The organism is Streptomyces sp. NPDC051582 (genome assembly GCF_040681715.1).
Taxonomy (GTDB): Bacteria; Actinomycetota; Actinomycetes; order Streptomycetales; family Streptomycetaceae; genus Streptomyces.
The window spans coordinates 123,169-138,012 of sequence record NZ_JBFAZJ010000014.1 but is presented as its reverse complement, the minus strand read 5'-3'; the positions used below and the strand labels follow the sequence as shown (position 1 = coordinate 138,012).

Below are 14,844 nucleotides of genomic sequence, written 5' to 3'. Positions count from 1 at the left end.
GCTTTCCGGGCGTCGCGTGCCGGACGCATGCGTCCGGCACGCGAGCGGTGTCAGAGGAGGGTGAGGGTGAGGGTGCCGGTGTAGCTGCCGACCGGTGTGTACTTCGGGATGTCGAGGCTCACGGTGGCGTCGGCCTCGAACTCTCCGCCCGTCACCTCACCGTTCGAGGCCGAGGCCAGGGTGGCGCCGTCCTTCCCGACGACTCCGGGGCTCCCCGCCACGCACGTGCTCGGGCTGTCGCTCTTGGTGGAGCAGCTGGGTGCCCAGGTGAGCCTGCTCGCGTCCATCTTGCCGCGCGGTCCGGTGAAGTCGGTGATCTTTCCGGTGAGAGACCAGCCGGCCGCGCCCCCGCGGAAGTCCTTGACGGTGACGGTGCCCAGCTGCCCGGCCGAGACTCCGCCGGTACCGAAGTCGACCGGGGGGAGGCGGACGGGGTCGGCCGTGGTGGCCATGGTCAGGACGCCGGCGCCGACGGAGGCGTTGAGCTGCCGCTCGGCCGTCCCGGGGGCAGGCGGGTCGGTCGGGTCGGTGGGCCCGGCCGGATCGGCGGCGGAGACCTTCCACGCCTGGCCCGGCGCGTCGTCACATGCGGACTGGACGATCTTGGCGCCGGCCGCCGTGGATCCGCCCTGGACGGCGAGGCACTTGTTGCTGTGCTTGGCGACGATGCGTACGTACCCGTCGGGGAGGGTCTCGAAGCGCCAGCGCTGGTTGTCCCCCGTGCCGCAGTCGTACTGTTTGACCTCGGCCCCGTCGGCCGTCGAGTTGTCCGCGACATCCAGGCACTTGCCGCTGTGCTGGGCGAGGACGCGCACGTAGCCGCTGCTGTTGTCGGTGAAGCGCCACTGGCTGTTCAGGGTGCCCGCGCAGGCCTCCTGCGTCACCGGTACCTGGTTGTCGGAGGAGCTGCCGGGCACGGTGGCGCAGGCGCCGCTCGCCTTGCCGGTGATGGTGTTGAGGGGGTCGCCTCCGGAGCCCGCCACCCGGCCGGTGGCGGTGTCGATCGAGACCTGGGGGTACCAGGGAAGGACCATGGTCGTGGCGCTGGGGAACACCAGCGGAAGCCACACGTACGTGGAGTCGTTGACGTGCTTGGGGTCGGACCAGACGCCTGCCCAGCGGTCTCCCATGTAGAGGTACGAGGTGGTGTCGCTGCCCTCCACGGGCAGGACGAAGGCCGTCTGCGAGTGGTGGCCGTCGTGGTTTCCCACGTCCCTCATCGGCGACCACGGTCCGGCGAGGCTGGTGGCAGTGGCGTACTTCTGCTGGTTGGGGTCCCAGTAGCTGGTCCCGGAGGTCAGCATGAAGTAGACGTCGCCCCGCTTGAACAGGGCCGGCGACTCGCGGTGCTGGCCGGGCCAGGGGTTCGCCACCAGGTCCTTCACCTGCGTGTAGTCGTCGGTGAGTTCGTAGATGTGCAGATCCGCGTTGTTGTTGGCCGCGGAGACCATGTAGGCCTTGCCGGAGGCCTTGTCCTCGTACACGGTGATGTCGCGGGACATGTGCTCGGCGCCGGCGGCGTCCTTCGGGCGGAAGGAGCCCTTCCATGTGTAGGGGCCGTCCACGGTGGAGGAGACCGCCACGGCGGCGCGCGCCTCGGCGTAGGAGTCGTCCGCCTCCTTGTGCATCCACATGACGAACTGTTCGGTCTTCTCGTTGTAGAGGACCTTGGGCCGCTCGATCACGGCGGAGCGGATCTCGGGGTCCGCCTCCTGGGCCAGTACGTGGCCGCGGGGCTCCCAGTTCTTCAGGTCCTTGGAGCGGTATGCCGAGACGTAGCGGAACTTGTTGTCGTCGCCGCGGTCCTCGCCGAACCAGTAGTAGTAGTCGCCCACTTTGAGTACGCCGCCGCCGTGGGCCTGCACCCGTTCCCCCGTGGTGTCGGGGAATGGGGTGCCGGGCCGGGCGTCGACGGGCGCCGCCATGGCCGACGGCGCTCCGCCGAGTACCGGGAGCAGCAGGCTCAGGCCGACGAGGACGGATCTCACTCTTCGCATGCAGATCCTTGAAGTGACCGCACACCACGTTGTTTCCGGTGCGGGGAGTCCCGCTCCCCACGCCCACAGGAATCAACATTTCTGCGCGTGAACCAACAATTTAGAGCAGAGGTTGGCTCACGAGTCACCTGAATGTCAACAGCTCGTAAACAAATTCGACATTCCGTGCATGACCCCCGAGCGCAGCGTCACGTCCGGATGGGGTGATCCGTCGTCAGATCGCGGCCGGCGGAGGGGCGGAGGACTGCATCAGTCACGCCCTGGCGGGTCCGAGGAGAAGGTCCAGGACTGGTTGCGTCCCGTCGTGGGCCGGTACGTGTCGACCGGGGCGCCGTCGGCGGTGGATTCACCGGTGACGTCCAAGAGGGTGCCGGTCGCGCTGTTGATCAGAGTGTGGTGACCGTTTCCGGTGGTGGACAGCATCCACCGCTGTTGTGCGGACGGTCCCGGAGGAACGAGGGTCAGCTTTCCGTCGGAGACGGCGAGGGCCCGGCCGCTGCCGGCGTTCGTCACCTGGTACGAGGCCGTGCTGCTCCAGTCGTCGGGCGCCGACCTGGTGAGCATCCACTGCTGGGCGGTGTCTGACCGGCCGGGCGGGTGCTGGACGAGCGTGCTTCCGGGCCCGTTCGCGGCGGCGGTGAGGGCGAGACCGCTGTGGTCGTTGACGAGGAGCCGGGGCCCGGCGGCGGGGCCCGCCTTCGCGGGCTCGACGCCGGTCGCACCGGGGAGGACGAGGGTGGTGACCGAGTGCGGTGCGAGGGTCACGGTCAGCCGTTTGCCGGTGGTGGAGACATCGGATTCCCGGTGGACGTTGCGGGTCGCGTCCGTGGTGTAGCGCTGAACCGCCGCGGGGGAGACGTCCCGGAAGCCGGTGAGGTCCAGATCGATGGTCCGGTCCGAAGCCGTGGTGTTGGTGTGGACCACGACCGCACCCTGCCCGCCGGGCCGCACCGCGGCCAGGGTGTGCTCGTCGTCGGTGTTGACGACTCGGGAACCGGGCCGGATGAACCGGCTGAACTGGGCCATCGCCCAGTACTTCTTGTTCTTGCGCAGCGGTTCCTTGGCGGGCTGGGCCGGGGTGAAGTCCGTTTGGATCAGACCCCAGTTGGAGTCCTCGTGGGCCGGGGTCATGTTCTCGTAGTCCTCCACGGCCTGCCACATGACCCAGGCCCGGGGTTCGAGCTGCGTGAGGTCGTCGGTGATGCGCTCGGCGAGGTCGAGGGCCGGGCTCATGTCGGTGAAGCTCTGCGGGACCGTGCCGCCGACGTCCACCTCCGACATCCACAGGGGCGTGTGCGCGCCTTTGGCTATGTCCCGTGGCCCGGTGCGCCCGTGCGTTCCGTACGTGTGGGTGTTGAGCCGCCCGATGGCCGAGCGGACCGTGCTGTCGTAACTCTCCCAGTCGGCGCGGAACAGATCGGGGTCCGTCTCGTCCATCGCCGCGACCGGGGTGCGCAGCCCGCTGCGGTCCAGCTCGGCGCGCAGTGCCGTGATCATGCGGGCCTGGGAGGCGGGGGACCAGTGCGAGCCTTCTTGCAGTCCGCCCGCGTGCCAGTAGGCGGTGCCCGGTTCGTTGACCGGTGACACGGAGCCGAAGGTGACGTTCGTACTGTTCTGTACGCGCTGCAAGGCTCCGGCCAGATAGGCGGCGAAGCGCCCGTACTGATCGGGTCGGAGGTTGTCGTGCATGGGGTTGACCGCGCCGGAGACGAGTCCGCTGTCGGTCATGAAGTACGGCGGGGAGTTCGAGAACGCCTCGAAGGTGTCGGCGCCCCGGGCCTTGGCCGCCCGGAGCCACCAGCGCTGGTTGCCGTCGGCGTACGGGTCCCAGTGATCGGGGTTCTCCGGGTCCCACCAGTCGGGCGCTTCGGGGCCGGGCCGGTTCCAGTGGCCGGGGACGGCCGCGCCGGGCCGCATGTAGGGCTCGGTCTCCGGGCTGTCCCCGCCGCCGATGTCGTAACGGGCGATGGTGAAGCCGAGCCCCTCGCTGCCGTAGAGGGCGTCGGCGAGGCGGTTGCGCTGCGCCTCGGGCCAGCCGCCCGTCACGTTGGCGAACCAGGCCAGTGCCGTGCCCCAACCCTCGAACGGCGCCTGCTGGTAGCCGGGATCGAGGCGGACGGGGATCGCTGCGGGCTGGTCCGGGCCTGTCGGGGCGGTGGGTAACGCCCAACCGCCGCCGAGGAGTGAGGCGGCGGCCGCGAGCGAGGTGGCGAGGGCGGTGCGCCGGCGGCGCCGGGTGGCGCCTGGTGTCCTTCTTCTGCTGCCGAGCACGGTCGATCTCCCATGTTTGCGTTAACATCTGCGGGTGGGGCGAGTGTCAAAGCGGTAGGGAGTCCTGTCAAGAGAACCGGCGAGTAGCGTGCGCGAGACTGCCGCGGCGGGCAGCGCTAACATCCGTACGGAGTGCAGCACGCACTCGGCGGAGCAGGGTTCGGAGGTCCGGTTACATGCCGCGCGAGGTCGGAGCAAGATCGCCGAGGTCCCGTCCACGGGGCCAGTCGCCCTCGATGGCCGATGTCGCCGCGATGGCGGGCGTCTCGGCGCAGACGGTCTCACGCGTGGCCAACAACCGGGAGAACGTGGACGCGTCCACCCGCGAGCGGGTGCTGGCCGCGATGAAGATGCTCGGGTACAGGCCCAATACGGCTGCGCGTGCGCTGGTCACCGGACGGTTCGGCACGCTGGGCGTCATCAGCTTCGACATCAGTGCCTACGGCAACGCAAGGACCTTCGCCGCCATCGCCGACGCCGCCCGCGAAGCCGACCTGCTGGTGAACTTCATGGGCGCGCGGGCCCAGACCGGCGCGGCCGTGCGCCAGGCGTTCCAGCAGCTGATGGTGCAGTCGGTGGACGGCATCATCGTCATCGAGTCGCAGGTCTTGGACACCCCCGAGCTCCGGCTGCCGTCCGGCGTCCCCGTGGTCTTCGCCGACGGGGACACCGGACACCGCTACGCGAACGTCGACATCGACCAGGCCGAAGGGACCCGCAGCGTCGTGACGCACTTGCTGGGCCTGGGTCACCGTACGGTCTGGCACGTCGCGGGGCCCCGGGACTCCTACGCGGCGCGCCGCCGGGCCGAGGCGTGGCACCGCTCGCTCAAGGAAGCGGGCACGGTCGTACCGCCGATCCTCTACGGCGACTGGTCCGCGGCCTCGGGGTACCGCGCCGGACGGGAACTGGCCGGCCGCCCGGAAGTGACCGCGATCTTCGCGGCCAACGACCAGATGGCGCTCGGCGTCATGCGCGCCCTGCAAGAGGCGGGGCGGCGCGTCCCGCAGGACGTGAGCGTGACCGGCTTCGACGACGTTCCCGAAGCCGCCTTCTTCAGCGCTCCTCTCACCACGGTCCGGCAGGACTTCGACTCCGTGGGCCGGCACTGCGTGACGCTGCTCCTTGAGCAGATGGACGGCGAGGCGGGCACCCCGCGGCAGGCATCAGTGGCGCCGGTCCTGGTGGTGCGCGAGAGTACGGCCGCCCCGGCCGCCCCGGCCGCCCCGGCCGGCTGAACGGCCGCCACCGGTCCCGCCCTCAGGGAGTCCGGGTCTTCGCCGCCCTGGCGGCACGGCGCCCCGCCGCCACGGTGGCGAAGGTCTCGCGGTCGTCGAGGAACCCTTCGAGGGCGAAGGTGGCCGCGCCGAGGGTCACGGGATTGTCCGGCACGGTGCTCCGCTGGAAGGTGAGCGCCTGGAGCGTCGCCGCAAGCGCGTGCTCCGCGATGACGTCGCGGGTCTGCCGCAGCAGCGGTTCGCCGAGCCGGTCGGCCACCCAGCCGCCCAGTACCAGGGTCTGCGGATTGAACAGGTTGAGCAGATCGGCCGCGGCCTCGCCCAGGTAGTGGGCGGTCCGCGTCACGGCCTCGGTGGCCACGGCGTCGCCCTCCGCCGCGGCGCGGGCGACGTTGGCGACGACCGCGTCCTCATCGGGGTCCAGAAGGGCGCTGCCCGCGTCCAGTTCCCGTACGGTACGGGCGATGCCCCGGGTGCTGACGTAGGCCTCGACGCAGCCCTGCCTGCCGCACCTGCACTCGCGGCCGCCGCGGACGAGGCAGGTGTGCCCCCACTCCCCGGCGCTGTTGGTCGCGCCCCGGTAGAGCGCGCCGTCGACCGCGATGCCCGCGCCGACGCCCGCCCGCAAGGTCAGTACGACGAGGTCGTCGGCCTCGCGTCCGGCGCCGAACCACATCTCCGCGACCGTGCCGGCCTTGAGCGGATTGTCCAGGTACAGGGGCATCGGGAGCCGTTCGGCGAGGAGTGAGCGCAAGGGCACGTCGTGCCAGGACCAGTAGGGCGAGAAGACGGACACGCCGCCCTCCCGCTCCACGAGGCCGGGCACGCTGACCCCCGCGCCCAGGATGCGCACGGGCGCACCCTCGGACTCCGAGAGGCCCTCCACCCCCGCCACGATGGTGTCGATCACGTCCTCCGGCCGGACACCGGTCTGCGGCAGCGGCAGTCGCACGCTGCGCAACACCGTCAGTGCCAGGTCGAACAGCTCGACCTGGACGGAGGTTTCCGCCACGTCGATCCCGATGAGCGCGCCGCGCTCGGCGTTGACCGCGAGGCGGGCCCGCGGGCGTCCGCCCCTGGAGTCGTCGTGGCCGGCCTCCCGCAGGACTCCCGCATCCAGCAGCTCCACCACCAGATTGGCCGCGGTCGCGAAGGACAGTCCGGTCGCCGTGGCGATCTCCTGCCGGCTCACCGGTCCGGGCGCCGCGAAGACGCATCGCAGTGCGTCGAAGCGGTTGCGGCGGCGGATGTCCTGGGCGGTGCGTTTCGCCATGGAGTGCGTCCTTTCCCTGTCGTGGCCAGCTCTCGTACGTGCTGGCCGAGCTTATTCCATGCGTTGGACGATGAGTATTTACATGAGTTAGAAGAACTCCTAGAGTTTCCTCGACCAAGAGAGGAGCGACACCATGCACCTGACGGCACTGCCCTGCGCCCCCGTGCCCGGGCGCTTGACCGAGGGACCCGTCTGGCACGCCGGAAGCGGTGACCTGCTGTGGGTGGACATCACCGCCGGCCTCGTCCACCGCGCTCGGCTGGTCGCCCGCGAGGACGACAGCGGTCTGCCGGACCTGGGTCCCAGGACGACCGTCGGCTTCGACCGGCCGGTCGGAGCGGTCGCGCCCTGCGCGTCCGGCGGGCTCATCGCGGCCGCCGGCACGTCCTTCCTGCGGGTCGACGAAGCCGGGGTGGCCACGGAGTTCGCCGGCCCCGCGATTCCCGACGACGGCACGCCGCGGCGGATGAACGACGCGAAGTGCGATCCGGCCGGCAGGCTGCTGGCCGGCACCATGGCCTACGACGCGACCCCGGGCGCGGGCAGCCTCTACCGCCTCGACCCCGACGGCACCGTGACCACCGTGCTGAGCCCGGTCACCATCTCCAACGGCCTCGGCTGGAGCCCGGACGGCCGTCTCCTCTACTACGCGGACAGCCCGACACGCCGGGTCGACGTCTTCGACCACGACCCGGACACCGGCGCGATCTCGGCCCGCCGCCCCTTCGCCGACACCGGGCCCGCCGGCCTGCCGGACGGCCTGGCCGTCGACACCGAGGGTCGGGTCTGGGTGGCGGTGTGGGGAGCCGGGCAGGTCAGGGCCTACACCCCCGACGGAGCGCTCCACGCCGTCGTGACGGTCCCCGCCTCACAGGTGTCCAGCTGCGCCTTCGCGGGCCCGGACCTGGACCTTCTGATGATCACTACCGCGGCCGACGGGCTGACGGCCGAGCAGCTCGCGGCGCAACCGCACGCGGGCCGGATCTTCATCTGCCGGCCCGGTGCCACCGGCCTGCCCGTACCGCCCTTCGCCGACGATCCGGAGCGCTTTCCCGGCGGCTCCACCGCCTCTCACGACCCCCGAGGTTCCGCATGACGACCGACCTGGTCCACGCACTCGCCGTCGCCCCCGTGATAGCGATCCTGCGGTCCGATTCGCCCCGCCATTTCGCCGCCACCGCCGACGCCCTCCACGAAGCGGGCATCCGGGCCGTGGAGTTCACACTCACCACACCGGGAGTCCTGCACGCGCTGCACGAGTACGCCGAATCCAAGCCGGCCGGTACCGCCCTCGGCGCGGGCACCGTCATGACGCCGTCCGACGCGATGCGTGCGGTGGAAGCCGGGGCCACCTACCTCATCACCCCGGCCACGTGCCTGGACGTCATCAGAGAGGGCCGCCGCCTCGGCGTTCCGGTTCTTCCCGGCGCCCTGACGCCGAGCGAGATCGTGGCGGCGTGGCGGGAGGGCGCCACCATGGTCAAGCTCTTCCCCGCCTCGACCGGCGGCCCGCAATACCTGAAGGCCGTACGGGCGCCCCTGCCCCACGTCCCGCTCGTCCCGACGGGAGGCATCGGCCTCGACCAGGCCCCCGCCTACTTCGCGGCCGGCGCGAGCGCCCTCGGTATGGGTGGCCCGCTGATCGGCGACGCCTGTGAGGGCGGCGACCTGGACGCGCTCCGGGAACGGGCCACCACGCTGCTGGACGGCATCCGCTCATGAGCGCGCTCGTCACCCTGGGCGAGGCCATGGCCGTCCTGGCTGCCGACCGGCCCGGCCCGCTCGCCTCGGGCAGCTCGCTCCGCCTGGGGTTCGCAGGCGCGGAAGCCACGGTGGCCATCGGCGTCAGCCGCCTCGGTCATCCGGCGTCCTGGACCGGGCGGGTCGGCGCCGACGGCGCCGGGGCGATGATCATCGCCACACTGCGTGGTGAGAACGTCGACGTCACCCGCGCGCGCGTGGACGACACCGCGCCGACGGGACTGATGCTGCGCGAACGCCGCACACCCGATCACACCCGCGTCTCCTATTACCGCCGCGGATTCGCCGGCTCCCGCCTGACCCCGGAAGACGTCGACCCGGAACTCGTCGCCCGGGCCCGGGTCCTCCACGTCACCGGCATCACCCCCGCCCTCGGCGACGGGCCCCGGGCCGCCGTACGGCACGCCGTCGACCTCGCCCGCGCCGCCGGAGTCACCGTCAGCCTGGACCTCAACTACCGCGCCCGGCTGTGGAGCCGGGAGGAGGCCGCGGCCGAACTGACCCACCTCGTCACCCGCGCGGACGTCGTTTTCGCCGGCCCCGAGGAGGCCTCTCTGGTCGTCCCCGAAGCCGACCCCGCCACCATGGCGCGCGCCCTGCTCGACCTCGGCCCGCGCGAAGCGGTCCTGAAACTCGGCTCCCGCGGGGCCGTCGCGGCCACGCGCGGCGGCGGTGCGGCCGTCCAGGACATCGTGCCCGTCACCCCGGTGGATCCGATCGGTGCAGGTGACGCCTTCGTCGCCGGGTACCTCGCAGGACTCCTCGACGGCGCGGACCTCCCGGGCCGGCTCCTGCTCGCCGCGACGTGCGGTGCCTTCGCGGTGGCCGCGCCCGGCGACTGGGAGGGTCTGCCCCGCCGCGGCGAACTGGACCTCCTCCAGGGCGAGGACGTCACCCGCTGACCGGTGTGCACCGACGGCCCCCACCGCCCTCCGCCCGACCCCGCCCCCACTCCACGACACCACAGGAAAGACCAGCCATGAACCGATTCACAGGACGAACCGCCGTCGTCACCGGCGCCTCGTCCGGCATCGGCGCCGCCAGCGCCGAACGCCTGGCCGCCGAAGGGGCCGCCGTCGTCCTCGCCGACATCGACGAGAGGGCGGGCACGGCGCTCGCGCGGAAGATCCGCGACGACGGCGGTCTGGCGGAGTTCGTGCCGTGCGACGTCTCTTCCGAACAGGACTGGCGGACCCTCAAGGTCCGCACCCACATGGCGTTCGGCCCGGTGGCCATCGTGCACAGCAACGCGTTCACCCACACGCCGGCGCCCGCCCACGAACTGACCGGCGGCGACTGGGACCGTGACATGGCCGTCAACCTCAAGGCGCCCTACCTGGCGGTACGGACGTTCCTCGACGACCTGCGCGCCGCCCGCGGCTCCTTCGTCGCCACGTCGAGCGTGCACGCCCTGTGCAGCCTGCCGGGCTACCCGGCCTACGCCGCGGCCAAGGGCGGCCTCTGCGCGCTCGTCCGCCAGCTCGCCGTCGAATACGGACCGGAGGTGCGGTTCAACTCCGTGCTGCCCGGCCCCATCCTCACCGAGAACTGGCAGGACGTGGACGAGGAGGGCCGACTGCTCTCCGCCCGCGCCACGGCCCTGGGACGGCTCGGCCGCCCGGAGGAGGTGGCGGCCGCCGTCGCGTTCCTCGCGTCCGACGACGCCTCGTACATCACCGGAACGAACCTGACCGTGGACGGCGGCTGGTCCGTGAAGAAGGAGTCCAAGTGAAGATCACATCCCTGCGGACCTACCTGGTCGCCCCTCGCTGGTGCTTCCTGCGCGTGGACACCGACGAGGGCATCACCGGCTGGGGCGAGCCGGTCGTCGAGGGCCGGGCGCACACCGTCGCGGCCGCCGTGGAGGAACTGTCCGACTACCTCGTCGGCCAGGACCCGATGCGCATCGAGGACCACTGGCAGGTCCTCACCAAGGGCGGCTTCTACCGCGGCGGCCCCGTCCTCTCCAGCGCCGTCGCGGGCATCGACCAGGCGCTGTGGGACATCGCGGGCAAGGCGCTGGGCGTGCCCGTGTGGCAGCTGCTCGGCGGCAGGGTCCGGGACCGGGCACGCGTGTACAGCTGGATCGGCGGCGACCGTCCGACCGACGTCGCGCAGCAGGCCGCGGCCCGCAAGGCCGAGGGCTTCACCGCCGTCAAGATGAACGCCTCCCCCCAGTTGGAACTGATCGACACCCCCCGGGCCGTGCGCGACATCGTCGAACGGGTCGAGAGCGTCCGCGCGGAGGTCGGGGACGGCTTCGACATCGCCGTGGACTTCCACGGCCGCCTCACCCTCCCCATGGCACGGCGGGTGCTGCCCCTGCTGGAGCCCAGCCTGCCGTTCTTCGTCGAGGAACCGGTGGTGCCCGAGATGAGCGCCCACATCGCAGAGGTCGTACGCTCCACGAGCATCCCCATCGCCACCGGCGAACGGCTTTACTCCCGCTGGGACTTCAAGTCCGTACTGGAGCAGGGGATCGCCGTCGCCCAGCCCGACCTCTCGCACGCCGGCGGCATCTCCGAGGTACGGCGGATCGCGGCGATGGCGGAGGCGCACGACGTCTCCCTGGCACCGCACTGCCCGCTCGGCCCGATCGCCCTGGCCGCCTGCCTCCAGGTCGGCTTCGCCACTCCCAACCTGCTGATCCAGGAGCAGAGCCTCGGCATCCACTACAACGCCGGGTCGGACCTGTTGGACTACCTCACCGACCGGTCCGTCTTCCGCTACGAGGACGGCCACGTCGCCCTGCTCACCGCACCCGGACTGGGCATCGACGTCGACGAGAAGGCGGTCGAACGCGCCGCCGAGACCGGACACCGCTGGCGCAACCCGCTGTGGCGGCGGGCCGACGGCTCCCTCGCCGAGTGGTGACGGGGGAAGGGTGCCGGCCGCGCCGTGACCGCCCCGGCCCGGCTCCGCCCATCGGCCCTCAGGCCGTGAGGGATTCCAGCAGCCGTCGGGTGGCCGGGCCGTAGATCCCGGGCGGGTCACCGCGCACGCCGTGCTCGGCCTGGAACCGCGCGACCGCGTCCTGCAGGTGACGGTCGTAGACACCTCGCTGCGGCACGGTCCACGCCCCGATCCGCGCGAGGCGGCGCTGTAGTTCCCGGACCTGGGGCCCCGTGTCGTGCCGGCGGAGTGTCGGCGCATCGGGCGAGGCCGACGGCGCGCCGGGGGACGGATCCGTGCCGGGACGGTCCTGCCGCGGACCGCCGGACGGGACGGAAGGCGCCGCCGGGGCGCCGGATGCGGCCGCGGCGGTGGCGGAGGGGACACCCGATGACGCGGTGCCCGGCGGGTTCTGCCCGGCTGCCGGCGCAGTCCGTCGTGCACCACCCGGCGCAGTCGCGCGGGGCGGTGTCTGCCCAGGTGCCGCGTGGGGGGTCTCGTCCACGTCGAGTACGTCCAGCCGGCCGGCGGGGGCGGGAGACGCCGCGTCCCGGGTGTCCTGGTCCCGGGTGAGGGCGTACGCGCCCGCGAGGGCCGCGGAGCCGATCAGGGTGGCGAGGGCTGCGGTCAGGCGGAGCGGCCGACGCCGCCTCGGGGGCTCGGGCCTGCGGTGACCGGCCGCCCGGGTCAGGACCACGGGCGGGTCCAGGGCGTGCCCACCGGTCGACGGGCTGCTGTCGTGCACCGCGTGCGGTACGGCCCACGCCGCCGTGCCGGTGGTGACGGCGGCCGGCGGGTCATCGGGCGCGGGTTCGCGCAGCGAGACGTACGGCCGCACCCACTCCCGGTCGAACCGCGCCGGGACGGCGGTCCGGCCTGCGGCGTTGTGGTCGGGGAGGGGGCAACCACAGCGCAGGGAGTCACCGCATCGTGGACAGAAAGGGGTGCTCACCGAACTCCAGTCGACGGTGTTCCGAAATGCAGAATGAGCCCTCGGCGCGCCGCGCCGTACGGCTCCTTAATTATCCGAGTGTCTAATAGCGGGTCATCGGGCGGCGGATCCGCTGCGCGGGAGCCGTGTGATGAAGGAGGGGGTGATCGGTGAACCTACTGTGTAGAGCGCACCTGGATCCAGCCCGGCCGGGGCTTAGTTGATAACGATCGGCTAAACGTGCGTCCGGCGCCGTCCGTGGATCCTCCTCTGGATGCCGATTGCCTTGTCGAGTGGTGCTCGCGCGGCGCGCGGCGGGGGAGCAGTGTCGTGAAATGCTCGATCGTCCAGGCCCTGACGGGTTCGCACGGGCCACCAACACCGCGCTGTACGGGCCGTCCTGACGCTCGTGATGCAAGATCTGCCGTGTTGACTTCCTTGCGTGCGTGTCTGATTCTGTTCGGTGTGAGGGTGTCCGCTTCGGCACCTCCTTGCTGCCCGCATGCGCGCCCACTGCGGCCCGCGCGGCGGTCGCGGCAACACCGGACCCCGTTGTGCGAGGGGAATTCCGGCGGTTCTCCCTGCCCTCGATAAACCTCCCCGTATTAGGCGAGAGAAGGCAGGTGAATTCTCGTCGGAAAAAACTATCGGCGGAGGTGTCGTGTCCTGAACAATAGGGCGACTTTCACTCCCCACCCAGGATGTTCCAGTGTCGATGAATCATCCCCCTGCTGTGAGTCGAATGACCGAGCAGCAACTGTGCGATGCCATCCGTACCGCAGACCCGATCGCCTCCTCCGCCGAGACGGAGCTGCGGCGGCGCCACGGTCCGCGGATCGCCGCCTTCGGCAGAGCCGTCGGCAACGACCCGCTGCACGCCCGGGACGCCGCGGACCGCGCGATGGACCGGTACTTCGCCATGCTGGCCTCGGCGGCCGATGCCCCTGACCGGCCTCCTCGTCTGGAGCTGCTGACGCTGGTGTCCTCGTCCGCCGCCGACGGAACACGGGCCCCGGTCCCGCAGGGCCCGGTCCTCCAGGACCAGGCCCTCCGGTCCTTCGTCCGCAGGGGGTTCAACACCCTGCCCTTTCGGACGCAGGTCATCCTGTGGCATTCCGTGGTCGAGCAGGAGTCGGACCATCAGGTTGCGACGATCACCGGGGACCGACCCGACGGAATGCCGGACCAGTCCCTCCGCGCGTTGTCCGCGTGCCGCGACGCCTTTCTCCGCGTCCACCTCCAGGCGCGCCCCACGCCGCACTGTCCGGCGTACGCACGCATGCTGGACGCCGCCGCGGGGCGTGCGGACGTGCGGGAGAACCCGGACCTGACGCGCCACGTCGACGGATGTCCCGGCTGCGCGGCCGCCCTGCGGGGACTGGTCGCCCTCTGCGACACCCCCGGTCCGTGGCTGGCCGAATCGCTGCTCGGCCCCGCGGGTCCGCTCCACCTCTTCTCGGGGGCGCGTACGAACGGGGACGGCGAGGACACGTTGCCGCTTCCGGCTGCGCACGCGGCCCGAGCCCGGCCGAAGCGGGCCGCGGCCGGCCGGAGGGCGGCCGGCCTCCTGCGGAAGCCGGCCGGGCGGGTCTCCCTCGGCGTCGCGACGATCCTGATCATGACGACGGCGCTCGCGGTCGTCGTCCATCCGGCAGGAAGGCCGCAGATGCCCGACACGGCGGCCGGGGATCCACCCCCGCCGCCCGTGGTGGCGGGCGGGGGTACGGTTTCGCCGGCGCCGTCGGGGAGCCGGGCGCGGCCCTCCGCATCCGCCTCGCCCCCGTCGTCCCGCAGCCCGTCGCCCTCCGCGACGGGGGCCTCGCCCGGCGCGACGTCAAGCCCCACGCCGACGACGGAGGCCGCGACGGTCGACCCGCTGCGTCCCTTCCAGGCCTCTGCGTACGTTCCGGCCGTCAACGCCGCCACGGGTCTGTGCCTGGACATCCGCGGCGGTGCCTTCTCCAACGGCGTCGACGTGATCACCGCACGCTGTCGTGACGGGGCGGCGGCGCAGCAGTGGCGCCTCGACGACAAGGGGCTCCTGCACAACGCCGCCAATCCCGGCTACTGCATGGATGCGCGCGGCAGCACCAGGGACGGCGTGGGCATCTGGTCCTGCTCGGCCTCCGGGAGGACCGACGGGGACAACCTCATGTTCTCCACCGATGCGACGGGGCGGATCAGACCTCGCGTCGCACCGGGATACGCCGTGACATCAGGGAGCGGAAACCCCGGGGTGCCGGTCACGCTCGGCCGCGCGGGCGCGGCGGCCGAGCAGCGCTGGAACGAGGCCGTCGGGCAGTCGACCTCGCCGCATTGATCAAACATAGTCAGACATATTCAAAGGCAAATCGACACCACTTCGTGGGTGTCGACGGCAGGCAAAGGGTGCCGTCGGGGCGCTTCGTGTCGTCCCAACGGCCTGTCGCCGCCACCCTGGTGGGGGCCTTGGGCTTGGCATTCGTCGCCCCCGGGGGCGCC

General features: G+C 71.8%; 11 protein-coding genes. 7 read left to right on the top strand and 4 right to left on the bottom strand.

All coding sequences use genetic code 11. The annotated features are described in order from the left end of the window. Positions 1–50: 50 nt before the first annotated feature. Both AB0M92_RS20085 and AB0M92_RS20080 read right to left on the bottom strand, forming a co-directional pair. Entirely contained in the window at positions 51–1,997 is a 1,947-nt protein-coding gene (locus tag AB0M92_RS20085; RefSeq protein WP_366103577.1) for an RICIN domain-containing protein, read from the bottom strand. A gap of 249 nt (positions 1,998–2,246) precedes the next feature. Continuing rightward, the gene (locus AB0M92_RS20080) at positions 2,247–4,268 is read right to left on the bottom strand and encodes a glycoside hydrolase (protein WP_366103576.1); all 2,022 of its coding nucleotides are present in this window, start codon (positions 4,266–4,268) and stop codon (positions 2,247–2,249) included. Between the two features lie 236 nt (positions 4,269–4,504). On the opposite strand from AB0M92_RS20080, the gene AB0M92_RS20075 reads away from it, so the two are divergent. Continuing rightward, the gene (locus tag AB0M92_RS20075) at positions 4,505–5,506 is read left to right on the top strand and encodes a LacI family DNA-binding transcriptional regulator (protein WP_366103575.1); all 1,002 of its coding nucleotides are present in this window, start codon (positions 4,505–4,507) and stop codon (positions 5,504–5,506) included. Positions 5,507–5,528: 22 nt separating this feature from the next. On the opposite strand, the gene AB0M92_RS20070 is transcribed toward AB0M92_RS20075, so the two are convergent. Further along, complete coding sequence (locus tag AB0M92_RS20070; protein WP_366103574.1) at positions 5,529–6,779, bottom strand: ROK family protein; 1,251 nt, start codon at positions 6,777–6,779, stop codon at positions 5,529–5,531. A gap of 133 nt (positions 6,780–6,912) precedes the next feature. Here AB0M92_RS20070 and AB0M92_RS20065 point away from each other — a divergent pair, with 133 nt between their 5' ends. From AB0M92_RS20065 to dgoD, 5 genes are all read left to right on the top strand, one after another. Beyond that, positions 6,913–7,875 (top strand): SMP-30/gluconolactonase/LRE family protein, encoded by a 963-nt coding sequence (locus tag AB0M92_RS20065; protein ID WP_366103573.1) that lies wholly within the window; start codon positions 6,913–6,915, stop codon positions 7,873–7,875. Beyond that, positions 7,872–8,501: a bifunctional 4-hydroxy-2-oxoglutarate aldolase/2-dehydro-3-deoxy-phosphogluconate aldolase gene (locus AB0M92_RS20060; RefSeq protein ID WP_366103572.1), complete on the top strand. Its 630-nt coding sequence runs from the start codon at positions 7,872–7,874 to the stop codon at positions 8,499–8,501. The genes AB0M92_RS20065 and AB0M92_RS20060 overlap by 4 nt, the downstream gene beginning before the upstream one ends. Beyond that, positions 8,498–9,442, top strand: a complete 945-nt coding sequence (locus AB0M92_RS20055) for a sugar kinase (protein ID WP_366103571.1) — start codon at positions 8,498–8,500, stop codon at positions 9,440–9,442. The genes AB0M92_RS20060 and AB0M92_RS20055 overlap by 4 nt, the downstream gene beginning before the upstream one ends. Positions 9,443–9,519: 77 nt before the next feature. Next, positions 9,520–10,272, top strand: coding sequence for an SDR family NAD(P)-dependent oxidoreductase (locus AB0M92_RS20050; protein WP_366103570.1), 753 nt, complete (start codon positions 9,520–9,522; stop codon positions 10,270–10,272). Further along, positions 10,269–11,414, top strand: a complete 1,146-nt coding sequence (dgoD, locus tag AB0M92_RS20045) for a galactonate dehydratase (protein WP_366103569.1) — start codon at positions 10,269–10,271, stop codon at positions 11,412–11,414. Before AB0M92_RS20050 ends, dgoD begins: the two co-directional genes overlap by 4 nt. 58 nt (positions 11,415–11,472) lie before the next feature. Here dgoD and AB0M92_RS20040 read toward each other — a convergent pair whose 3' ends face one another. Continuing rightward, positions 11,473–12,384, bottom strand: a complete 912-nt coding sequence (locus AB0M92_RS20040; protein ID WP_366103568.1) for a peptidoglycan-binding protein — start codon at positions 12,382–12,384, stop codon at positions 11,473–11,475. Positions 12,385–13,105: 721 nt separating this feature from the next. Between AB0M92_RS20040 and AB0M92_RS20035 the strand changes: the two genes are divergently transcribed. Next, a complete protein-coding gene (locus AB0M92_RS20035) occupies positions 13,106–14,683 on the top strand; it encodes an RICIN domain-containing protein (protein ID WP_366103567.1) in 1,578 nt (525 codons plus the stop codon). The last annotated feature ends 161 nt before the right edge of the window (positions 14,684–14,844 follow it).

Excerpts from the sequence above, each read along its gene's own strand:
- AB0M92_RS20085 (WP_366103577.1), bottom strand. The coding sequence starts at position 1,997 with ATGCGAAGAGTGAGATCCGTCCTCGTCGGCCTGAGCCTGCTGCTCCCG.
- AB0M92_RS20075 (WP_366103575.1), top strand. The coding sequence starts at position 4,505 with ATGGCCGATGTCGCCGCGATGGCGGGCGTCTCGGCGCAGACGGTCTCA.
- AB0M92_RS20070 (WP_366103574.1), bottom strand. The coding sequence starts at position 6,779 with ATGGCGAAACGCACCGCCCAGGACATCCGCCGCCGCAACCGCTTCGAC.
- AB0M92_RS20065 (WP_366103573.1), top strand. The coding sequence starts at position 6,913 with ATGCACCTGACGGCACTGCCCTGCGCCCCCGTGCCCGGGCGCTTGACC.
- AB0M92_RS20060 (WP_366103572.1), top strand. The coding sequence starts at position 7,872 with ATGACGACCGACCTGGTCCACGCACTCGCCGTCGCCCCCGTGATAGCG.
- AB0M92_RS20055 (WP_366103571.1), top strand. The coding sequence starts at position 8,498 with ATGAGCGCGCTCGTCACCCTGGGCGAGGCCATGGCCGTCCTGGCTGCC.
- AB0M92_RS20050 (WP_366103570.1), top strand. The coding sequence starts at position 9,520 with ATGAACCGATTCACAGGACGAACCGCCGTCGTCACCGGCGCCTCGTCC.
- AB0M92_RS20035 (WP_366103567.1), top strand. The coding sequence starts at position 13,106 with ATGACCGAGCAGCAACTGTGCGATGCCATCCGTACCGCAGACCCGATC.